24 protein-coding genes and 1 tRNA gene are annotated in these 18,800 nt (G+C 67.5%); 9 read left to right on the top strand and 16 right to left on the bottom strand.

Features of this window, described 5'->3' with window-relative positions; genetic code table 11:
- Positions 1–16: 16 nt before the first annotated feature.
- Positions 17–1,798 (bottom strand): lipid A export permease/ATP-binding protein MsbA, encoded by a 1,782-nt coding sequence (gene msbA / locus ALIDE2_RS15775; protein WP_013518499.1) that lies wholly within the window; start codon positions 1,796–1,798, stop codon positions 17–19.
- A gap of 133 nt (positions 1,799–1,931) precedes the next feature.
- On the opposite strand from msbA, the gene tolB reads away from it, so the two are divergent.
- From tolB to ALIDE2_RS15750, 5 genes are all read left to right on the top strand, one after another.
- The gene (tolB, locus tag ALIDE2_RS15770; RefSeq protein WP_013518500.1) at positions 1,932–3,254 is read left to right on the top strand and encodes a Tol-Pal system beta propeller repeat protein TolB; all 1,323 of its coding nucleotides are present in this window, start codon (positions 1,932–1,934) and stop codon (positions 3,252–3,254) included.
- Positions 3,255–3,297: 43 nt separating this feature from the next.
- Positions 3,298–3,840 carry a peptidoglycan-associated lipoprotein Pal gene (gene pal / locus ALIDE2_RS15765; protein WP_013518501.1) on the top strand — a complete coding sequence of 181 codons (543 nt, stop codon included), beginning with the start codon at positions 3,298–3,300 and terminating at the stop codon, positions 3,838–3,840.
- Entirely contained in the window at positions 3,840–4,628 is a 789-nt protein-coding gene (gene ybgF, locus ALIDE2_RS15760; protein ID WP_013518502.1) for a tol-pal system protein YbgF, read from the top strand. The genes pal and ybgF overlap by 1 nt, the downstream gene beginning before the upstream one ends.
- A gap of 8 nt (positions 4,629–4,636) precedes the next feature.
- Positions 4,637–5,401, top strand: a complete 765-nt coding sequence (locus ALIDE2_RS15755; RefSeq protein ID WP_013518503.1) for a tRNA threonylcarbamoyladenosine dehydratase — start codon at positions 4,637–4,639, stop codon at positions 5,399–5,401.
- Between the two features lie 46 nt (positions 5,402–5,447).
- Positions 5,448–5,523 (top strand) — tRNA-Lys (locus ALIDE2_RS15750).
- Positions 5,524–5,957: 434 nt separating this feature from the next.
- Here ALIDE2_RS15750 and ALIDE2_RS15745 read toward each other — a convergent pair.
- The 11 genes from ALIDE2_RS15745 to ALIDE2_RS15705 all read right to left on the bottom strand — a co-directional run bounded on the left by ALIDE2_RS15745 (position 5,958) and on the right by ALIDE2_RS15705 (position 11,555).
- The gene (locus ALIDE2_RS15745; protein WP_013722568.1) at positions 5,958–6,224 is read right to left on the bottom strand and encodes a hypothetical protein; all 267 of its coding nucleotides are present in this window, start codon (positions 6,222–6,224) and stop codon (positions 5,958–5,960) included.
- Positions 6,214–6,462: a hypothetical protein gene (locus ALIDE2_RS15740; RefSeq protein WP_013722567.1), complete on the bottom strand. Its 249-nt coding sequence runs from the start codon at positions 6,460–6,462 to the stop codon at positions 6,214–6,216. Before ALIDE2_RS15740 ends, ALIDE2_RS15745 begins: the two co-directional genes overlap by 11 nt.
- Positions 6,446–6,664, bottom strand: a complete 219-nt coding sequence (locus tag ALIDE2_RS15735; protein WP_013722566.1) for a hypothetical protein — start codon at positions 6,662–6,664, stop codon at positions 6,446–6,448. Before ALIDE2_RS15735 ends, ALIDE2_RS15740 begins: the two co-directional genes overlap by 17 nt.
- Entirely contained in the window at positions 6,661–6,879 is a 219-nt protein-coding gene (locus tag ALIDE2_RS15730) for a hypothetical protein (RefSeq protein WP_013722565.1), read from the bottom strand. The genes ALIDE2_RS15735 and ALIDE2_RS15730 overlap by 4 nt, the downstream gene beginning before the upstream one ends.
- Entirely contained in the window at positions 6,864–7,133 is a 270-nt protein-coding gene (locus ALIDE2_RS15725; protein WP_013722564.1) for a hypothetical protein, read from the bottom strand. The genes ALIDE2_RS15730 and ALIDE2_RS15725 overlap by 16 nt, the downstream gene beginning before the upstream one ends.
- An 81-nt stretch (positions 7,134–7,214) precedes the next feature.
- Positions 7,215–7,985: a hypothetical protein gene (locus ALIDE2_RS24070; RefSeq protein ID WP_049791336.1), complete on the bottom strand. Its 771-nt coding sequence runs from the start codon at positions 7,983–7,985 to the stop codon at positions 7,215–7,217.
- 147 nt (positions 7,986–8,132) lie between these two features.
- Positions 8,133–8,849 (bottom strand): hypothetical protein, encoded by a 717-nt coding sequence (locus ALIDE2_RS24575; RefSeq protein ID WP_013722562.1) that lies wholly within the window; start codon positions 8,847–8,849, stop codon positions 8,133–8,135.
- A gap of 1 nt (position 8,850) precedes the next feature.
- A complete protein-coding gene (locus ALIDE2_RS15715; protein WP_013722561.1) occupies positions 8,851–9,201 on the bottom strand; it encodes a helix-turn-helix domain-containing protein in 351 nt (116 codons plus the stop codon).
- A complete protein-coding gene (locus ALIDE2_RS15710) occupies positions 9,202–9,405 on the bottom strand; it encodes a hypothetical protein (protein WP_013722560.1) in 204 nt (67 codons plus the stop codon).
- Between the two features lie 152 nt (positions 9,406–9,557).
- A complete protein-coding gene (locus ALIDE2_RS24570; RefSeq protein WP_013722559.1) occupies positions 9,558–10,139 on the bottom strand; it encodes a hypothetical protein in 582 nt (193 codons plus the stop codon).
- 99 nt (positions 10,140–10,238) lie between these two features.
- Positions 10,239–11,555 carry a tyrosine-type recombinase/integrase gene (locus tag ALIDE2_RS15705; RefSeq protein WP_013722558.1) on the bottom strand — a complete coding sequence of 439 codons (1,317 nt, stop codon included), beginning with the start codon at positions 11,553–11,555 and terminating at the stop codon, positions 10,239–10,241.
- Between the two features lie 417 nt (positions 11,556–11,972).
- Here ALIDE2_RS15705 and ALIDE2_RS15700 point away from each other — a divergent pair, with 417 nt between their 5' ends.
- Both ALIDE2_RS15700 and ALIDE2_RS24565 read left to right on the top strand, forming a co-directional pair.
- On the top strand, positions 11,973–13,022 hold the full coding sequence (locus ALIDE2_RS15700) for an ABC transporter substrate-binding protein (RefSeq protein ID WP_013722557.1): 1,050 nt from the start codon (positions 11,973–11,975) through the stop codon (positions 13,020–13,022).
- 98 nt (positions 13,023–13,120) lie between these two features.
- Positions 13,121–13,273: a DUF3096 domain-containing protein gene (locus tag ALIDE2_RS24565; RefSeq protein ID WP_013518584.1), complete on the top strand. Its 153-nt coding sequence runs from the start codon at positions 13,121–13,123 to the stop codon at positions 13,271–13,273.
- Between the two features lie 17 nt (positions 13,274–13,290).
- Here the strand turns inward: ALIDE2_RS24565 and ALIDE2_RS15695 are convergent, their stop codons facing one another.
- Together ALIDE2_RS15695 and gloB are read right to left on the bottom strand one after the other, a co-directional pair.
- Positions 13,291–14,805 carry a transglycosylase SLT domain-containing protein gene (locus ALIDE2_RS15695; protein WP_013722556.1) on the bottom strand — a complete coding sequence of 505 codons (1,515 nt, stop codon included), beginning with the start codon at positions 14,803–14,805 and terminating at the stop codon, positions 13,291–13,293.
- The gene (gene gloB / locus ALIDE2_RS15690; RefSeq protein ID WP_041701029.1) at positions 14,802–15,578 is read right to left on the bottom strand and encodes a hydroxyacylglutathione hydrolase; all 777 of its coding nucleotides are present in this window, start codon (positions 15,576–15,578) and stop codon (positions 14,802–14,804) included. The genes ALIDE2_RS15695 and gloB overlap by 4 nt, the downstream gene beginning before the upstream one ends.
- On the opposite strand from gloB, the gene ALIDE2_RS15685 reads away from it, so the two are divergent.
- Together ALIDE2_RS15685 and rnhA are read left to right on the top strand one after the other, a co-directional pair.
- The gene (locus ALIDE2_RS15685; protein WP_013518587.1) at positions 15,577–16,359 is read left to right on the top strand and encodes a class I SAM-dependent methyltransferase; all 783 of its coding nucleotides are present in this window, start codon (positions 15,577–15,579) and stop codon (positions 16,357–16,359) included. The genes gloB and ALIDE2_RS15685 overlap by 2 nt on opposite strands.
- Positions 16,360–16,404: 45 nt before the next feature.
- Positions 16,405–16,851 carry a ribonuclease HI gene (rnhA, locus tag ALIDE2_RS15680; RefSeq protein ID WP_013722555.1) on the top strand — a complete coding sequence of 149 codons (447 nt, stop codon included), beginning with the start codon at positions 16,405–16,407 and terminating at the stop codon, positions 16,849–16,851.
- 102 nt (positions 16,852–16,953) lie between these two features.
- On the opposite strand, the gene ALIDE2_RS15675 is transcribed toward rnhA, so the two are convergent.
- The gene (locus ALIDE2_RS15675; RefSeq protein ID WP_013722554.1) at positions 16,954–18,171 is read right to left on the bottom strand and encodes a pyridoxal phosphate-dependent aminotransferase; all 1,218 of its coding nucleotides are present in this window, start codon (positions 18,169–18,171) and stop codon (positions 16,954–16,956) included.
- Positions 18,168–18,800, bottom strand: a complete 633-nt coding sequence (locus ALIDE2_RS15670; protein WP_013722553.1) for an RraA family protein — start codon at positions 18,798–18,800, stop codon at positions 18,168–18,170. The genes ALIDE2_RS15675 and ALIDE2_RS15670 overlap by 4 nt, the downstream gene beginning before the upstream one ends.

Here is an 18,800-nt window from a genome sequence, read left to right as displayed (position 1 = left end):
AGCTATCGTTTTTACGTCAGGAGCCGTGCGCCTGCAGGCGCGCGAACAGCCCGCCCGCGGCCACCAGATCGGCATGCGTGCCCTGCTCCGCGATGCGCCCACGCTCCATCACCACCACGCGGTCGGCGTGCTCGATGGTGGACAGGCGGTGCGCGATCACCAGCGTGGTGCGCCCGCGCATCAGGCGTTGCAGTGCCTCCTGCACGAGGCGCTCGGACTCCGTGTCCAGCGCCGACGTGGCCTCGTCCAGGATCAGGACCGGGGCGTCCTTGTATAGCGCCCGCGCGATCGCCAGCCGCTGGCGCTGGCCGCCCGAGAGTTGCGTGGCGTTGTGCCCCACCACCGTGTGCATGCCCTGGGGCAGGGCGGCCACGTGCTGGGCCAGGTTGGCCGCTGCCAGGCACTGCTGCACGCGCTGCTCGTCGACGGGGGCGCCCAGCGCCACGTTGGCGGCGATGCTGTCGTTGAACATCACCACGTCCTGGCTCACCATGGCGAACTGCGCGCGCAGGCAGTCCAGGTCCCAGTCCTGCACCGGCACGCCATCGAGCAGCACCTGGCCGCCGCTCGGCGTGACGAAGCGCGGCAGCAGGTTCACCAGTGTGGTCTTGCCGGCGCCCGACGGTCCCACCAGGGCCACCACCTCGCCGGGGTGGATGTCCAGGCTCACGGCATCCAGGGCGGGCGCGTGCTCGGCGTCGAAGCGCACGCTCGCATCGCGCAGGCTGATCGCACCCCGGGCCCGCGCGGCGACATGGCTGCCGCCCGACTCCGCCGGCGTGTCGCTGAGCAGCACCAGGCCGCGCTCTAGCGCCGCCACGCCGCGCGTGATGGGGTTGGCCACGTCGGCCAGGCGGCGCATGGGGGCGATCAGCATCAGCATGGCGGCGATGAAGGAGGCGAAGCCGCCCACGGTCACGTCCTTGACGCCATGGCCGTGGCTTTGCCACAGGGCGATGCAGATCACGGTGGACAGCGCGCCTGCCGAAAGCAGCTGCGTGGTGGGCGTCATGGCGGCCGAGGCGATCGTGGACTTGATGGCCAGGCGGCGCAGCTTCTGGCTGAGCGTGTCGAAGCGCTCGCCCTGCCCGGCCTGGGCGCCGTGCAGGCGCACCATGCGATGGGCCAGCACGTTCTCCTCGACCACGTAGGCCAGGTCGTCGGTGGCCTGCTGGCTGCTCTTGGTGATCTTGTACAGGCGCCGCGACAGAGCCTTCATGACCCAGGCCACGCCCGGCACCAGCACCGCCACGATGAGGGTGAGCTGCCAGTTCAGGTAGACCAGGTAGCCTAGCAGCGCCACCAGTGTGAAGCCGTCGCGCGAGAGGCCGACCAGCGCCTGCACCAGCGAGGTGAAGCCGGTCTGCACCTCGTACACCACGGTGTTGGACAGGGCACTGGCCGATTGGTGGCGGAACAGGCGCATGTCGGCTGCCAGCAGCCGCTCGAACAGGGCGGTGCGCAGCCGCAGCATGCCCTCGTTGGCGATGCGCGTCAGCGCGTACTGGCTGGTGAACTGCGCCAGCCCGCGCACCAGGAACACGCCGATGATCGCCACGGGAACCATCCACAGCTGCAGCGATCCCTCTGTGAAGCCCTGATCGAGCAAGGGTTTGAGCAGAGCGGGAATCAGGGGCTCGGTGACGGCCGCCACCACGGTGGCCAGCAGGGCCATGGCCCACGCCAGGCGCTGGTGGCCGAAGTACGTGTGCAGGCGCCGCAAGCGGGCCAGCAGCGAAAGAGGCTGCACCGCCTGCGGCGAGCCAGTCTTTGTCGCGCTATGATTCGAGTCTTGCATGAGGGGCGGATTCTACGTTTCGGCTATGGCCGGTCGGCACAGTTTGTCACAGGGCGCGCTACGCTATGTGTAACATGCGCGCTTGTGTTGACCGCCATCCGACGGTTGTTTGACGGTTATTCGACGGTTGCCAATGACTATTGACCGCACTCCTCCATCCACCTCCCTTCCCAGCACACTGCTGCCCCTGTCGCGGCGCCACGCCGTTGCGGCCCTGGCCGCCGGCTCCACCCTCCCGGCGCTCGCGCAATTCCGCGTAGAGATCACGGGCGTGGGCCTGACGCAGCTGCCCATTGCCATCGCGCCCCTGCGCGGCGAGGCGCAGTCGCCGCAAAAAATCTCCGCCATCGTGCAGGCCGACCTGGAGCGCAGCGGCCGCTTCACCGGCGTCGATGCCACGGGCGTGGCGCTCGACGAGACCTCGCGCCCCGACCTGTCGCAGTGGCGCCAGCGCAAGGCCGACGCCCTGAGCACCGGCAGCGTCACGCGCCTGGCCGATGGGCGTTTCGACGTGCGCTTTCGCCTGTGGGACGTGGTCAAGGGCCAGGATCTGGGCGGGCAGAGCTTCACCGTCACGCAGGCGGACCTGCGCTTGGTGGCCCACCGCATCGCCGACTTCATCTACGAAAAGCTCACGGGCGAGCGCGGCGTCTTCTCCACGCGCATCGCCTACGTGACCAAGGTGGGCGCGCGCTACAGCCTGTGGGTGGCCGATGCTGATGGCGAGAACGCCCAGTCGGCGCTGTCCAGCCCTGAGCCCATCATCTCGCCGGCCTGGTCGCCCTCGGGCGCGCAGCTGGCCTACGTGTCGTTCGAGTCGCGCAAGCCCGTGGTCTACGTGCACGACGTGGCCACGGGGCGGCGCCGGCTGATCGCCAATTTCCGCGGCTCCAACAGCGCGCCCGCCTGGTCGCCCGATGGCCGCACCCTGGCCGTGACGCTGAGCCGCGACGGCGGCTCGCAGCTCTACACCATCGACGCCAATGGCGGCGAGCCGCGCCGCCTCATGCAAAGCAGCGGCATCGATACCGAGCCGGCGTTTTCGAGCGACGGCCGCAGCATCTACTTCGTGAGCGACCGCGGCGGCTCGCCCCAGATCTACCGCGTGGCGGCCGGCGGCGGCAATGCCGAGCGCGTCACGTTCAACGGCGCCTACAACATATCGCCGGCCATCAGCCCCGACGGACAGTGGCTGGCCTACATCTCGCGCGTGGGCGGCGCCTTCAAGCTGCACGTGATGGACCTGAGGTCGGGCTCCGTGACGGCGCTGACCGACTCCAGCGCCGATGAAAGCCCGAGCTTCGCGCCCAACAGCCGCCTCATCCTGTACGCCACCCAGCAGCAGGGCCGCGAGGCCCTGATGACCACCACGTTGGACGGCAAGATCAAGGCCCGCCTGGCCGGCCAGGGCGGGGACATCCGCGAGCCCGACTGGGGGCCATTCCAGAAGCAATGATGCGTTTTTAGTCTCTCAAACCCCTTTTTCCAGGACGTTCACAATGAAGCAATCCTCCTTCAAGCGCGTTTCGCTTGCACTCACCATCGCCGCCCTCATGGCGGGCTGCAGCTCCGGCGTGAAGCTCGACGATGTTCCGGTCGAGGACAAGGGCGCCACCTCCACCGTGCCCGGTGCCAATTCCGGCGGCACGAGCCAGAGCGGCGTCGCGCCGGTCGATCTGACCCAGTCCGGCCGCGAGGCCGGCGGCCCCGTGGGCGTGGCGCGCATCATCTACTTCGACTTCGACAGCTTCACCGTCAAGCCGGAATACCAGTCGGTGCTCGAAGGCCACTCGCGCTACCTGAAGGCCTCGTCCGCACGCAAGGTCATGCTCGAAGGCCACACCGACGAGCGCGGCGGCCGCGAATACAACTTGGCGCTGGGCCAGAAGCGCGCCGAGGCCGTGCGCCGTTCCCTGGCGCTGCTGGGCGTGCCCGATGCCCAGATGGAGGCCGTGAGCTACGGCGAGGAAAAGCCGGCCGCGCAAGGCCATAGCGAGAGCGCCTTCGCGCAGAACCGCCGCGTCGAACTGTCGTACCGTTGATGGCCGCGCGCATGTCTTTTCCCCATCGCTCGCGCGTGCTGAGCACCGTGGTCTTCGCGGCCGCTGCCACCTGGGCCATGCCCAGCCACGCGCTGTTTGGGGACGATGAGGCGCGCCGTGCCATTCTGGAGCTGCGCCAGCGCGTCGATGCGCTGCAGCAGGCCAACCAGCGCGCTGGCGAGCGTTCGGGCGACGAGGTCTCGCAGCTGCGGCGCAGCCTGCTGGACTTGCAGGCGCAGATCGAGGCGCTGCGCACCGAGCAGGCGAGCCTGCGCGGGCAGAATGAGCAGCTGCTGCGCGACGTGGCTGAACTGCAGCGCCGGCAGAAGGACATGGCGCGCGGCGTGGACGAGCGGCTGCGCCAGTTCGAGCCCGTTGCCGTGAACGTCGATGGGCGCGAGTTCCGCGCGGACCCGGCGGAAAAGCGCGATTTCGAAGCCGCCCTGGCGGTATTCCGTTCGGGCAAGTTTCCCGAGGCGGCCACGGCGTTCGGCAATTTCGTGCGCCAGTACCCGCAATCGGGCTACGTGCCGTCGGCGCGCTTCTGGCTGGGCAACGCGCAGTACGCCACGCGCGACTACAAGGAAGCCATCGCCAACTTCAAGGGGCTGCTGGCGGCCGCGCCCGACCATGCGCGCGCGCCCGAGGCGGCGCTGTCGATCGCCAACTGCCAGATCGAGCTGAAGGACACGCGCGCCGCCCGCAAGACCCTGGAAGACCTGCTGCGCGCCTATCCTCAGTCCGAGGCCGCCGCTGCCGCCAAGGAACGCCTGGCGCGCCTGAAGTGAGCACTGCTGTGCACGAGCCGGCCGACCTGGAGCGCCGCTTCGGCGGCCTGGCCCGGCTGTTCGGCGTGGAGGGCTCGACCCGCATCCGCGCGGCCCATGTCGCCGTCGTCGGCATCGGCGGGGTGGGCTCCTGGGCTGCCGAGGCCTTGGCGCGCAGCGGCGTGGGACGGCTGACCTTGATCGACTTGGACCATGTGGCCGAGTCGAACATCAACCGCCAGATCCACGCCCTGAGCACGACGCTGGGCCAGGCCAAGGTCCATGCCATGGCAGAGCGCATCGCGCTCATCAACCCCGCATGCCGTGTCGAGTGCGTCGAGGAATTCGTCGAACCCGCGAACTGGCCCGCCATCCTGCCCGGCCCGGTGGACGCCGTCATCGACGCCTGCGACCAGGTCAGGGCCAAGACCGCCATGGCGGCGTGGGCGCTCCAGAACCGCCGGCCTTTCATCACCGTGGGTGCGGCGGGCGGCAAGCGGCTGGCCCACAAGGTCGACGTGGACGACCTTGCCCACACCACGCACGACCCATTGCTCGCCCAACTGCGCTACCGCCTGCGCAGGGAGCATGGCGCCGCCCGGGACGGCAGGCGCATGGGCATTGCCTGCGTATTCAGCAGGGAGGCCGTGGCCCCGCCACATGCATCCTGCGCCGTGCAGGAAGGGGACGGCACCTTGAATTGCCACGGCTATGGCTCCTCCGTGGCCGTGACGGCCACCTTCGGCCAGTGCGCCGCCGGTTGGGTATTGGACGGACTGTCTGGCAAACCCTGAAAGCACGCTATAATGTGCGACTTTGCTGCAGCAAGCCAGCAGGCGGGGGACGTTAGCTCAGTTGGTAGAGCAGCGGACTTTTAATCCGTTGGTCACAAGTTCGAATCTTGTACGTCCTACCAATCAAATCAAGCACTTAGGCCAGTTCTTCGGGGCTGGCCTTTTTGTTTGCCGTCAGCTTGTAGGCAATCTGTAGGCACTTTTGCTTTTTCTGCGGCGGGCAAGCGCGGCAAGCTGGGGCTGCTCAGGCGCTGCACCAGCGGGCGCGGTCTATGTTGGGCATAGGGCGGGCACTCCACGCGCGCGGGGGGGCAAATCCGGCAACGTTACCGGATTAGCCACTGTGGTGCTTCCACGCGTGCGCGTGCAGCGGGCTTACCGGGAAAAGCCCGGTTTGGTTCACGCCCTTGCTGCGCTTGATGGCCCGCAGCCAGAAAATCGCAGCTCAGGCGCGATTACCCCGGCACTAGGGCAAGGGGGGGGCAAAGTGACGCACCCTTGGCCAGGCGCAAAAAAGCCCGCACGCGGCGGGCCTGGGTTGATGGCGATGACGGGATCAGGTGCTGCGCCATATCTGCACGCCGGGCGCCTCGGCAAGCTCGCGCACCTCCGCATCAATGGTCAGGCTTCCCGGGTCAGCAGCGGCGCAGGCTTTGCGCAGTCTGGCCTTTGCGGTGGCCTCAGCCTTGCGCGCATCGTTCACCTCGGGCACGGTGGCCCATCGCAAAGCATCCGCGTTTTGCTTGGTGACGGCAATGCGATGCAGTCGGGCCCGGTTCCACGCCAGCGCAGCAGCGGCCACATTCTCAAGTTCATGGCGCATCGGTATCACCTCCTATGGCTCGCCACACGATGACGCCGGGATGCAGCGCGGTGCACCTGTTTTCCAACTCTTCCAAGGTCTCGCCGGTCAGGCGGTCAACCGTGGTGCAAAGGACGGGAGCGCACGCTGTAAAGCCTTGCGGCTCGCGGCCAATGGTCAGGACAAACAGGCGCGGCGGCTCGGTCTCCAACAATCGCGCCTCCAGGCGGGCGATGCGGCGCTCAATGCTCGATTGCATGATGGTGTCCTTCAGTCAATTGACGCATGTAGGGCACGGCCAGCCGCGCCCATTCGTCAGCCGGCAGGACTTCGCCCACCAGCAGGAAGCCGCCACGCACGCCGGCAGCGGCGGCGGCCTCGATGGATGGCCACGCCAGCGGCCAGCGGCGCCGGGCGTCCTGGGCAGCTTCCAGGCGCTGCAAACGGGTCTTGATGCTCATACCAAGCCCTCCAACCAATCGACGGCGGCATTGAGCCGGTCGGCATCGTCGGCAATCAGAATCACCGTGTGCCCTTGTTGGCGCAGTCGCTGCGCTTGCTGGCGTGCTGCATCGCCGTCAGGGCCGTCCGGTGCAATCAGGATGGTCGGCAACAAGCCGCGCGGGTCTACGGCGCCCTCAAGGCGCTCCAGTCGGGTTTTCAGTGCGTTGCCCATGCTGACCCCTTCCCTTCGCCCTTGATGGCTTCCAACTCCTCGATGCGGGCTTCCAAGTCGCTTGTCTCCAGCACGCGCGCCAGGATTTGCAGGATGTTGGCCAAGCGCGATGCGTCCTGCACCTCCATTTGCCCGGCTCGGGCCTGTCGATACAGCCGTGCCAGCTCGCGCGCAACATCGCCGGCACTGGCCAGCGGCAGACGCAAGCGGGGGGGTGCAGCCCCATTGCTTGCAGTGGTGCGGGTTTCGCTCATGTCGGTTGATCCTTTCTCAGCCGTTTACAGCCCCGCCAGCGCGTCAAACTGCGCCGGCAGGGCCTGGGTAGTGACTAAACGTTATGCGGCCTTCAGCGCGTCCAGGGCGACGGCGCGGCGCACCACGTCAGGCGCCAAACCAAAGGCTCCGAAGCCTTCAGGCATTTGCCCTTTGGCATTGCGGGTCAGCACTTCCAGCGGCTCGGCCAGCCCTTGGAAGGCTTCAGCGGCGGCCACGCCGATAACCTGGATCGAAGCCATCGCCCAACGGGCAGATTGGCGGTCGCACTCGATTGCCTCGGTCTCGGTGGCGTTGCTCTCACGCCGGTGCGTCTCCCATGCCGTGCGGACGGTCTCCACGTCATCATCAAGCCCCACCATCGGGCCGCTCATCAGCGCGGCCAGGACTTCCTCGGCGCCGTGGTGGCCTTGCTGCACGCGGGCCAGGAATTGCAGCTTCCCGGCCTTGTCCAGGTCGCGGAAGAACGAGCGGGCTTCCCATGCGCGGATGGCGGCGCCGGGCGTGCGCAGGTCAGGTGCTGGCACGGCCAGCAGGCGGCGCTCGCGCTCATTGGCGGCCTCAAGCGCGCGCTCGGCATCGTCGTAGGCGCTTGCAATTTTCCAAAAGCACGCCAGGGCGGCGGGCGCTGCGGCCTTGCGTCGCCCGGCCTCCGTCCAGTCGCTCGATTGCCTGATTTCGAGCGCACGCGGGCCGTGCTCGCGCAAGGCCTGGGCAGCGCGGGTGACGGCGGCCTCGGCGTTGTAGTTGCCGGTCGCGGGCACGGGCGGCGCGTCAAGGCGCAGCTTGCCGGCGGCGTGATGGATCCACGCGGTGTTGTCGTTGACGGTCACGCCGTCCAGGTCAGTCAGTCGTTGTTGGGTCATGTTGGGTCTTTCCGGGCAGGTCGCCCGATGGTGAAAAAGGGAAGGGATCAGCCGCGCGGCATGGGTGAAAACATGGGTAACGAGCGCGCGCGGCCTGGGAAGCGGCGCCAGCGCTCAAACTGCGGCGGACAAGCCCTCCGTCTTGCGTGCCGTGCGGCGCTTGCTGGGGCGCTTGCTGGCAGTCGGCAACGATGGGTCACGCCACGTCACACGGCAGCCCACGCGCTCCCACAGCACTTGGAGACAGTCGATTGCCTGCTCATCCTTCGCCCCTTCAGATGGCTTATCTAGATGGTTTCCGGGAGACGGAATAGAGGGGCCGGGCAAATTGGCCTGCATTGTTCCGGGAGACGGAATAGGAGCGGGTGTCTCTATTCCGGGAGACGGAACAATAGGGCGCTTCCCTGTTCCGGGAGACGGAATAAGGGGAGCGTTTTTGCGGTACGCGCCACGCTCGAAGGATTCCAGGGCGCCGGGGTCGTAGCCGTTGTGCCGGTCAAGTGTGCGCCAGGTCAGGGCGTGCCAGCTCGCGCGATTGGGGCGCGCGCCCTTGCAGGTCTCGAAGATGAAGCCAGCGGCCAGCAGCTCGGTTTTGGCGCGCTGCACCACGTCGGCAGACTTCCAGCCGCGCGGGCGCAGGTGCGCCATGCTGCACAACAATTTGCCGTTGTTGTCTCTCACGAATTGGCGCGCAAGCTCCATCAGCAAAGCCTTTGCGGGATGGCTCAAACGGGCGTAGGCGGGCGAATCAAACACTGTCCAGGGGATGGCAGCAAACCCGCCTCCATCGCGCCCTGTGTCGCCCTTGGAACGCTTGTAGTCGCGTCCCATGTCAGACGCTCCCGATCAGCGCATCGGCGTTTTCCGGCTCGGCAACAAGGCTGTACAGCGCCACGCCGGTATGGCTGTAACCGTCGCGATCAACGACCGTGACAGTCGTTTTGTCGATGAGAAAGCCCTTGGCCTTCAGCTCGAAGATGCGCGATGGCGGGTGATACACGCCGGCAATCGTCATCAAGTCGTAGCTGGTGTGCGGCCTGCGGCGCAGGGCCTCGATGATGCGCCGGTACTGCGCTTCGGTAGCCGTGCTTTTGCTAAAATGGCGGCGCTTGTGTGTGACGTTTTGGAAGCCCTCGGTGTTGGTAGCTCCGGGGGCTTTTTGCTTGCTGTGACCGAGGATCATTTACACGCCCTCCACGCCCAGCAGACGGCGGATGTCGTCAGTTTTCCAGGCCAGGCGGCCATTGACGCGCAGGGGTTGGATGGGGTGCCCCGTCATGGCCCAAATACGGAGCGTTTGCTGTGCGCGGCTCAGGTGGTGCGCTGCCTCGCGGGTCGGCAGTGCGGCGCGGGACTCTTGCGCCAAGGGGGTGATTGCGTTTGCCATCGTTTAATCCCTTTTGGGTTTGTTGCGATGGCTGTATTGGCTTTCCGCACCCCCCGTTGCGGTCAAAGGCGCAACCCATTGCGGGTGCGCAAAGCCTTATTTCATGCGGGTTTCAGGGCGGCAGGCGTAACCCCCAGCGCAACCCGTTATGGCTATTTCGGGCGATGCGTAAACGCGCTGTAGCCCTTTGGTTTGGGTTTTTCGCCCGGCAGTTTTTGCCGAATCAACGCCTCAGAAACGCCATAGTGTTCGGCGGTTTTTTTAGTGCCGTGCTTTTTTCGATATGCGCTTACCTCGGCCAGCCTTTCATCAGTCCACACCTTGCCTGGCGCATTGCTGGGGCTGTTCACCACGGGCGCGGGTGCAGGGGTCTGGGGCTGCATCACGGGCGCATCGGGCACCCAATAGCGCAACGGCGAATCTGCGGCCATCGGAGGGCAATCCGGCCATACGATGAAATCAGTAAAAAGAAGGTGCCGATGCTCGCGCGGGATAAATCCGCCGAGCTCGCCAGCATCAAACGCCCGCGTTATTTGCTGTAGCACCTCGGCTGTTTTTTCGGCATCGCCAGGCCAGAACAAGGCGGCAGCATGGGGCAGCGAAAGCGCCAGTTCGGAATCGTCGCCTTTGACTTTTTGCGCCACGCGGCGGGCGATGTTCTGGCGCTCTATCGGCGTGGCAACGCCTGCGAGGATTTGCGCCACGCGGCGCAGGGCTTGGATTTCATCGGTCATATCTGCGCCTCCCTCAGCGCATCCCTGAAAAAAAGGTGCCCCAGCAGGCGGGCAGGGAAACCCGCTCTTCGGTTCGCGGGCCTAGCTGGGGCGAAACTTTCAGACTACGGCGCGCAGCTTGCCCGGTTCCGCCTGGGCGTCGAACTGCACCCCGGCCTGTTCCAGAATCCACGCTTCCAGCCGCTCATGGTGCAGGCGCAGCAAGTCCAGGGGCCGGACGCGGTAATGCTTTTCAGCCGTCGCGCTGGGCTTGTGGCCTTGAATCTGCGCCACCACGCCGGCAGGCAGTTCCAGCCACTCGGACAAGGTGCCAAAGCTGCGGCGCAGCCCGTGCAGCGTCAGCCCGTCGATACCGGCCACGGCGCAGGCGCTGGCGTGCGCCTTGTGCGGCTTGCTCATGGGCTTGTCGCCATCCTCGCCGGCAAACACGTACTGCCCACGGCGCGGCAGGCCGGCCAGCAGGTGCCAGACGTAGGGCGTCAGGGGAATGACGCGCTCACCTTCCACCTTGTCCCGGATGGTCAGTCCGCGCCACTGGGTGTTGACGTCCTGCCACTGCAACCCCAGCAGCTCACCGGGCCGGGCGCCCACCAGCAGCAGGGCTTGCAAATAGGCGGCCTGGGCAGGGTTGCGGATGGCTCGCACGGCGGCGAACCAGACGGGAAGCTGTTCCTTCAGCAAGGCATCGTCCTTTGCCTGGGGCTTGCCCAATGCCTCGCGGGCGCGGCGGCTCTTTGCCGGGTTGCGCTCAGGCACGGCGGCGCGGTAGTCGGGATGCTCGCTGCACCAGGCCATGAAGGCACGCAACAGCCGCCAGGCCAGGCGGGCCACGGTCGGGCGGCTCTGGCCTTCGCGCTGCGCCCATGCCTCGATGGCGGGCGTTGTCAGCTCGCGCAAGGGCTGGGACATAAGCACGTGCAGCGGGCCGGCCACGGTCACGCCACGGCCACGGGTGCCACGGGCGGCAGGTTGCCCACCAGCGCGGGCCAATGCTTCATGGTCGCTGTAATGGCGCTCGCCCCAGTGCGGGCGGCGGTCTGCCAGGTAGGCAGCCCATGCTTCGCCCACGGTCACGGCCTGGGCAGCCAGCGCGGCAGCTTGCGCGGCTTGCTCGGCTTCGTGCTGGCGCTTTTGCTCGCGCGGGTCGGTGCCACTGTCCACCAGCAGCGTCAGCCGGGTTGCCTCAGCCTGCGCGGCGGCCAGCGTCCAGGCGCGCACGTCGCCAATGCTCAGGCGCAGCGTCTTGCCTTGCAGGCGCGATTCGAAGGTGTAAGTCTTGCGCCCTGTCGGTGTCGCGCGAACGGCCAGAGCGGGCGCGACGGTGTCCCACAGGAAGGACTGGGACTTGCCCGGCGGGCAGGCGAAGGATTCAACGCGGGCGGCGGTCAGTCTGACGCGGCTGGGCACTGTGGGCATGGCGGCTTGTAGGCGGGTTGTAGGCAATCTGTAGGCAGATTTGCCAAAAACAGGCGAATCCCAATCAACGCCTGCACCCTGTCAAAAGCGCATAAGCTGTTGATTTGCATAGATTATAGCTACACCAATCAACACTGCCAAACACCCGCTAGGCCGGACTTTTAATCCGTTGGTCACAAGTTCGAATCTTGTACGTCCTACCAGGCTGCATAGGGAAAGCGCGCTATCAAATAGATTGCGCGCTTTTTTGTTTCTTGTCACCCGCAGGCAGTCTGCCGGTGCATGACTGCGGAGCGCCCGCGTGGCGTTGGCCTGCATACGTAGTCTCCCGGCAGGGTTCACCCTGATGCCGAACCAGGGTCCATGCGGCACGATTGCTGCACTGCAACATGCGGTGTTCATTGGTGCTTTTCGAGGATGTCTCCCCTGTCTGTTACCCGTCGCCAGTTGGGCCGGCTTGGCATATTGTCCGCCGCCGCCCTGGGCGTGCCCGCTTTGCTGCGCGCGCAGTCGCGCCCGGGTGCCGCCATGCCGGTGCGCATTGCCGTGGGCGGGCAGGCGGGGCTGTATTACCTGCCGCTCACGGTGGCGCTGGGGCTGGGGTTTTTCCGTGACGAGGGGCTGGACGTCCGGGTTATGGACTATCCCGGCGGCGGACTGGCGCTGCAGGCGCTGCATGGGAGAGTGGCCGACGTGTGCTGCGGCGCGTTCGAGCATGTCGTGCGTCAGCAATTGCGCGGCGTGGCATACCGCAGCCTGGCCGTGCTCGGGCGGGCACCGCAGCTGGCTCTGGTGGCGTCGGCGCGCCATTGGCCGCTCAAGGACATTGCCGGCTTCCGCGGTCTGCGCGTGGGCGTGACGGCGCTGGATTCGTCCACGCAGTTCCTGGCGAGCCTGTGGCTGAACCAGTCGGGGGTGCCGCTCGATGCGGTGCGCTTCGTCGGCGTGGGCAGCGGCATGGGGGCGCTCACGGCACTCCGGCAGGGGCGGGTGCATGCGCTGTGCCATTCGGACCCTCTCATCACCATGCTGGAGCAGCGCGGCGAGGTGCGGCTGCTGGCCGACACGCGTACGCTCAAGGGCACGGTCGAGATGTTCGGCGGAGCGATGCCCGGCGCCTGCCTGTACGCGCCCCAGGACTATGTGCAGAGCCATCCGGCCGAGGTGCAGGCGCTCGTCAACGCGTTGGTGCATGCGCTGAAGTGGCTGCAGACGGCCAGCCCCACCGATCTGGCGCGTGTGGTGCCGCCGTCCTATCTTTTGGGCGACCGCGCGCGCTACATGGCGGCTTTCTACAAGGTGCGCGAGACCCTGTCGCCCGATGGCATGATGCCGGAGGATGGCCCCGTGACGGCAGTTCGCGCCGTGGCGCGGCTGCAACCGGAGTCGGCGGCGGCGCGGGTGGCGCTGGACAAGACGTTCAGCAACAATTGGGTGCGCAAGGCCAAGCAGAAATTCCAGCTCTGACGGTGGCGCGGTCCGCATGGGGCGGTGCCCGGGCGCGCTAAAGTTGGCAGATAGCCGGCGCGCCGCGCCGGGATTCGACTCTCCACAAGGCCTACCCTATGTCTCTGCACCTCAGCATCGGCCCCCTGGTTTCCCTGATCGCGGGCATTCTGATCCTGATCATGCCCAAGCTGCTCAACGTCATCGTGGCGCTGTACCTGATCGTGATCGGCGTGCTGGGGCTGATGGGGATGCACACGCTGCGCCTGTAGCCACGCAGCCCTGCGGCTCAGCGCTTGCGCTTGGCCGGCGTGCCGCCCTTGCGCGCCGGGCTGGCCTTGGCCGTCTGGGCAATCGCCTTGCCGGCCTGCCGTTTGCCGGGGGAGTGCGACAGCGCCGTCGCAGTCAGGCGCATGGGCAGGTACATCACCACGCGTTCGCCGGCCTTGAAGCTGCTGGAGGCCTTCAGGTCGTTCCAGTCGGCAACGTCCGCGGCGCTGACCTTGTAGCGGCGGGCGATGCTGGCCACGGTGTCGCGCTTGCCGGCGCGCACGGTGGTGCGGCGCGTGACGATCTCGGGCGTGAAGGCGATCTGCCCGTTGTCCGCCACATGGCTGGAGACGTCGGCGCGCGTCGTGGCGGCGCGCGGTACCATCAGGGCCGAGCCGGCCTTGATCATCATGCGCGGCGGTATGCCGTTGAGCTGACGCAGCTCGCTCTCGCTCATGCCGGCGCGCTGGGCCGCGGCCGATACGCTCATGGTGCTGGGCACGGTCCAGACGGTCCAGCTGGCGTACTGGCCTTCGTTGTAGGCCTCCAGGTTCCTGCGGAACACCTGGGCGTTGTCCCAGGGCAGCAGGATCTGCGGCATGCCCGCGGCCAGGATCACCGGGCGGTGCAGCGAGGGGTTGAGCGCGCGGAAGTCCTCCTCGCGTATGCCCGCCAGGTTGGCGACCAGCGACACGTCGATGTCGCGCGTGATCTCCACGCTCTGGAAGTAGGGGTGGTTCTCGATCAGCGGCAGCTCGGTGCTGAACCGGACGGGATCGGCCACGATGTTCTTCACCGCCTGCAGCTTGGGCACGTACATGCGCGTCTCGGCGGGCATGGACAGGTTGGTGTAGCCGGTGTCCAGGCCCTGCTTCTCGTTGCGGGCGATGGCGCGCGCCACGCTGCCCTCGCCCCAGTTGTAGGCGGCCAGGGCCAGGTGCCAGTCGCCGAACATGCCGTAGAGCTTCTGCAGGTAGTCGAGCGCAGCGCGCGTGGAGGCCAGCACGTCGCGCCGGTCGTCGCGGAAGGCATTCTGCTTGAGGTCGAAGTAGCTGCCCGTGGCCGGCATGAACTGCCACATGCCCGCGGCCTTGGCGCTGGAGACGGCCTGGGGGTTGAAGGCGCTCTCGATGTAGGGCAGCAGAGCCAGTTCGGTGGGCATGCCGCGGCGCTCCAGCTCTTCGACGATGTGGAACAGGTACTTGCTGGAGCGCTCGGTCATGCGCTGCATGTAGTCGGGCCGGGTGGCATACCACTGCTCGCGGTCGCGCACCAAGTCGGTGTCCAGGTCGGGCATGGCGAAGCCCCGGCGGATGCGGTCCCACAGATCGGACGGCGCGTCGATGCCGGCCACGGCGCGGCCTTTGGCGGTGCCGGCCGTGATGGGTGAGAGCGGCCCCGAGGGGTATACCGCCGTCGCGCCGGTGCTGGCCTGGCTGGTGTCGGAGGAGGTGGTGTCGCTGGGGGTGCTGGTGGTGGCGCAGCCGGTCAGCCACAGCAGGCTGGCCAGCCACAGGATGTGCAGGATTTTCATCGGAACTCGTTCTTCCATTGGCGCAGCGCGGCTAGCACGGTCGCGGGTTCGCGCGGATCCACGTGCGCGTCGAAGCCGTGGGCCGCCTGGGCGACGGTGGCTTCGCGCGTGCGCAGAAAGGGGTTGATGGCGCGCTCCGTGTCCATGCGCGAGGGCAGCGTGGGCCGGCCCGCCTGGCGCAGGGATTCGCAGTGGCCGAGGTACTGGAGCAGGGCCTGGTTGCCGGGCTCCACGGCGCGCGCGAACTTCAGGTTGGAGAGCGTGTATTCGTGGGCGCAGCACACGCGCGTGTCGCCCGGCAGGGCGGCCAGGGTATCGAGCGAGGCCTGCATCTGCGCGGGCGTGCCCTCGAAGAGGCGGCCGCAGCCGCCCGAGAACAGCGTGTCGCCGCAGAACAGCAGGGGTGCGCCGTCCACGTCGGCGCAGTAATAGGCGATGTGCCCCGCAGTGTGGCCGGGCACGTCGATCACCGCGAAGCGCAGGCCCAGCGCGGTGACGGCCTCGCCATGGCGCAGGCGCGTGATGGGCTCGGGCATCGCCTCGCCCGCGGGGCCGTAGATGGCGGCGCCGGTGGCTTCGCGCAGGGCGTTCACCCCGCCCACATGGTCGCCATGGTGGTGCGTGACTAGAATCGTCCGCAGTGACAGCCCCATGCCATGCAGTGCCTGCAATACCGGCGCGGCGTCGCCCGGGTCCACGACGAGTGCATGGCGAGCGTCGTGCAGCATCCAGATGTAGTTATCGGAGAAGGCGGGCAGCGGCAGCAAGTTCATGAGCGGCGAAATTATAGGTTTACACCACTGGTTTGGCTCCCCCCCCGGGCGCTACCTGCTCGCCTGGGAGCAGGAGCGCTACGACGAACTGGTGGCCGACATCTTCGGCTACCACGCGCTGCAGCTCGGCATGCCGGGCCTGCAGGGCCTGCGCGCCAATCGCATGCCGCACCGCTGGCTGGCGCTGGGCGGCGAAGAGGCGCGATTGCTGCCGCGCGAGGCGTCGCCCGCCGAGGCGCCGGCCGTGGCCCTGCTGGCCGAGGCCGTGGCCCTGCCGTTTGCCGAGGGCAGCCTGGACCTGGTGGCCATGCCCCACACGCTGGAGCTCAGCGTCGACCCGCACGCGGCGCTGCGCGAGGTGTACCGCGTGCTGGTGCCCGAGGGCAGGGCGGTGATCAGCGGCCTGAATCCCTTGAGCCTGTGGGGCCTGCGCCAGTGGCGCGCGCGGCTGTATCAGCGCTGCGGCGGGGGGGGGCAGCTTTACCTGCCGGACGTGGGGGAGTTCATCACGCCAGGGCGCCTGCGCGACTGGCTGCGCCTGCTGGGGTTCGAGCTGGAGTCGATCAGCTTCGGCTGCTACCGGCCCGCGGCGGCCAGCGAGCGCTGGCTGGAGCATTACGGCTGGATGGACGGGCTGGGCGCGCGCTGGTGGCCGATACTCGGGGCCGCCTACGTAATCGTCGCTGCCAAGCGCGTGCAGGGCATGCGGCTGCTGGAGCCCTCGTGGCGCAAGGCGCCGAAGGCCGCGGCCGCGCAGGTACAGGTCGCGCGGCGGCATTGAGCACCCACCGGGACGGTGGGTTTCTTGTTTCTTCAGGAGTCTTTTTTGAATCAGGTGGTGATCTATACCGACGGTGCGTGCAAGGGCAATCCGGGCCCCGGCGGCTGGGGGGTGGTGCTGCGCTCGGGCGAGCTCGAGAAGGAGCTGTTCGGCGGCGAGCTGGGGACCACCAACAACCGCATGGAGCTGATGGCCGTCATCCAGGCGCTGGCGGCGCTCAAGCGCCCCTGCCAGGTGGCGCTGTACCTTGACAGCCAGTACGTGCGCCAGGGCATCACCGAATGGATCCATGGCTGGAAGAAAAAGGGCTGGCGCACCGCTGCGGGCCAGCCGGTCAAGAACGTGGAGCTGTGGCAGCGCCTGGACGAGCTGGCGCACAAGGCGGGCCACCGCATCGAATGGCACTGGGTGAAGGGCCACGCGGGCGACCCGGGCAACGAGCGTGCCGATGCGCTGGCCAACAAGGGTGTGGAGCAGGCGCTGGGACGGTAATCGAATTTGATAGCTGCCAGCGCTTTTCATAAAAGGATTTCACATAGTTTTATATGGAAAACCTGGAAATGAAAGGCGCTGGTAGCTATCAAGTCGGTAGCGCTAGTCCGCCAGGCGGGTGCAGAAGTGCCGAATTGCCTCGCAGGCGCCGCGCAGTGCCGCATCGTCGATGGCGTAGGCGACGCGCAGGTAGGGCCCCAGGCCAAAGGCGCTGCCGTGCACGGCGGCCACGCCCGCCTCGCCCAGCAAGGCAGTGGCCACCGCCTCGTCCGTGTCCAGCTGCGTGCCCCCGGGGGTAGTCTTGCCGATCAGGCCCTCGCAGGAGGCGAATGCGTAGAACGCGCCTTGCGGCACTTCGCAATGCAGGCCTGGCGCCTGGTTCAGCGACTCGACCACCATGTCGCGCCGCCGCTGGAAGGCTGTGCGCGATTGCTGGATGAAGTCTTGCGGTCCGGTCAGCGCGGCCAGCGCCGCATGTTGCGAGATGGTGCACGCCCCCGAGGTCTGCTGGCCTTGCAGCTTCTCCATGGCTTCGATCAGCCAGCCAGGCCCCGTGCAGAACCCGATGCGCCAGCCGGTCATGGCATAGGCCTTGGAAACGCCGTTCATGGTCAGCACGCGTTCGCGCAGGCGCGGCTCCACCTGGGCGATGGTGAAGAACGCCAGGCCGTCGAAGATCAGGTGTTCGTATATGTCGTCGGACAGCACCAGTACATGCGGGTGCGCGAGCAGCACCTCGGCCAGTGCCTGCAGTTCCGCGCGGCTGTAGACCGCGCCCGTCGGGTTGGAGGGCGAATTGAGGATGAGCCAGCGCGTGCGCGGCGTGATCGCGGCTTGCAGCGCGGCGGGGGTGAGCTTGAAGCCGTTCCCGGCATTGCAGGCCACGGTGATGGCCTTGCTGCCGCACAGCTGCACGATCTCGGGGTAGCTCACCCAGTACGGCGCGGGCATGATGACCTCGTCGCCCTCGTTCAGTGTGGCGGCCAGCGCGTTGAAGATCGCCTGCTTGCCGCCGCTGCACACCAGGGTGCCGCGCCAGTCCAGCTCCAGCCCGTTCTCGCGCTGGAACTTGGCGGCAATCGCTTCGCGCAGGGCGCGCAGCCCGGCCACCTGCGTGTAGCGGGTATGGCCGGCGCGGATGGCGGCGATGCCGGCCTCGCGCACATGGCCGGGCGTATCGAAGTCCGGCTCGCCCGCGCACAGCGAGATCACCTGGGCGCCCGCCGAACGGCGCGCGGCCACACGGTCCATCACTTTGTAGGTGGCCGAAGGCTTGGCTTGGGCCAGGAAGCGGTTCAACGCATGGACCGACGCATTCATCGGGCTTGTCTCCAGCTCGTCAGGCCCATGAGTTCCAGCGTGGATTTGCCTTGCGCCAGCGCTTCCATCATGCGGGCTTCCTTGTCCGCACGGGCCTGGCCGTTCGCCAAGGCGTGCTCGACGTGCGCGGCCGGAATGACCAGCACGCCGTCGTCGTCGGCAACCACCAGATCACCCGGTGCTACGGGCGTGCCGGTGAGGCTGATGGGCTGGCCGACGGAAGGCGCGCTGGCCTTGATGGTGCCGCGCATCGAGATGCCGCGCGTGAACACCGCGAAGCGCCGGCTGGTGAGCGCCGCGACGTCGCGCACGCCGCCGTCGATGACCAGGCCCGCGATGCCCGCCGCCTCGGCCGCCACCGTCAGCACTTCGCCCCAGTAGCCCGCGACGAAGCCGCCGGTGGAGATGACAAGGATGCTGCCGCGCGGCGCCTTCTCCATCGCGATGTGGATGGCCAGGTTGTCCCCCGGCGAGCATTCGAGCGGATAGGCCGGCCCGGCGATCGATGCTCCGGCCCACACGGGGCGGATGGCCGCGTTGGCGGCGCCGGTGGCCAAGCCCGAGGCCTCGAACAGTGTGGACGTGCCCAGCTTGCGGGCCTGCTCCAGTTGCGCGGCGCTGTAGGCCAT

This window comes from Alicycliphilus denitrificans K601 (genome assembly GCF_000204645.1).
GTDB lineage: Bacteria > Pseudomonadota > Gammaproteobacteria > Burkholderiales > Burkholderiaceae_C > Alicycliphilus > Alicycliphilus denitrificans.
Note: the sequence above shows the minus strand (reverse complement) of the source record. Positions and strands in the feature narration are given on the sequence as shown.

Coding starts and splice junctions, on each gene's coding strand:
- ALIDE2_RS15745 (WP_013722568.1), bottom strand. CDS start 6,224: ATGCGCCATGAACTTGAGAATGTGGCCGCTGCTGCGCTGGCGTGGAAC.
- ALIDE2_RS24575 (WP_013722562.1), bottom strand. CDS start 8,849: ATGGGACGCGACTACAAGCGTTCCAAGGGCGACACAGGGCGCGATGGA.
- ALIDE2_RS15700 (WP_013722557.1), top strand. CDS start 11,973: ATGTCTCCCCTGTCTGTTACCCGTCGCCAGTTGGGCCGGCTTGGCATA.
- ALIDE2_RS15670 (WP_013722553.1), bottom strand. CDS start 18,800: ATGGCCTACAGCGCCGCGCAACTGGAGCAGGCCCGCAAGCTGGGCACG.
- msbA (WP_013518499.1), bottom strand. CDS start 1,798: ATGCAAGACTCGAATCATAGCGCGACAAAGACTGGCTCGCCGCAGGCG.
- ALIDE2_RS15735 (WP_013722566.1), bottom strand. CDS start 6,664: ATGAGCATCAAGACCCGTTTGCAGCGCCTGGAAGCTGCCCAGGACGCC.
- ALIDE2_RS15740 (WP_013722567.1), bottom strand. CDS start 6,462: ATGCAATCGAGCATTGAGCGCCGCATCGCCCGCCTGGAGGCGCGATTG.
- pal (WP_013518501.1), top strand. CDS start 3,298: ATGAAGCAATCCTCCTTCAAGCGCGTTTCGCTTGCACTCACCATCGCC.
- tolB (WP_013518500.1), top strand. CDS start 1,932: ATGACTATTGACCGCACTCCTCCATCCACCTCCCTTCCCAGCACACTG.
- ALIDE2_RS15710 (WP_013722560.1), bottom strand. CDS start 9,405: ATGGCAAACGCAATCACCCCCTTGGCGCAAGAGTCCCGCGCCGCACTG.
- ALIDE2_RS24565 (WP_013518584.1), top strand. CDS start 13,121: ATGTCTCTGCACCTCAGCATCGGCCCCCTGGTTTCCCTGATCGCGGGC.
- gloB (WP_041701029.1), bottom strand. CDS start 15,578: ATGAACTTGCTGCCGCTGCCCGCCTTCTCCGATAACTACATCTGGATG.
- ALIDE2_RS15685 (WP_013518587.1), top strand. CDS start 15,577: ATGAGCGGCGAAATTATAGGTTTACACCACTGGTTTGGCTCCCCCCCC.
- ALIDE2_RS24570 (WP_013722559.1), bottom strand. CDS start 10,139: ATGACCGATGAAATCCAAGCCCTGCGCCGCGTGGCGCAAATCCTCGCA.
- ALIDE2_RS15730 (WP_013722565.1), bottom strand. CDS start 6,879: ATGGGCAACGCACTGAAAACCCGACTGGAGCGCCTTGAGGGCGCCGTA.
- ALIDE2_RS15725 (WP_013722564.1), bottom strand. CDS start 7,133: ATGAGCGAAACCCGCACCACTGCAAGCAATGGGGCTGCACCCCCCCGC.
- ALIDE2_RS15705 (WP_013722558.1), bottom strand. CDS start 11,555: ATGCCCACAGTGCCCAGCCGCGTCAGACTGACCGCCGCCCGCGTTGAA.
- ALIDE2_RS15675 (WP_013722554.1), bottom strand. CDS start 18,171: ATGAATGCGTCGGTCCATGCGTTGAACCGCTTCCTGGCCCAAGCCAAG.
- ALIDE2_RS15715 (WP_013722561.1), bottom strand. CDS start 9,201: ATGATCCTCGGTCACAGCAAGCAAAAAGCCCCCGGAGCTACCAACACC.
- ybgF (WP_013518502.1), top strand. CDS start 3,840: ATGGCCGCGCGCATGTCTTTTCCCCATCGCTCGCGCGTGCTGAGCACC.
- ALIDE2_RS15695 (WP_013722556.1), bottom strand. CDS start 14,805: ATGAAAATCCTGCACATCCTGTGGCTGGCCAGCCTGCTGTGGCTGACC.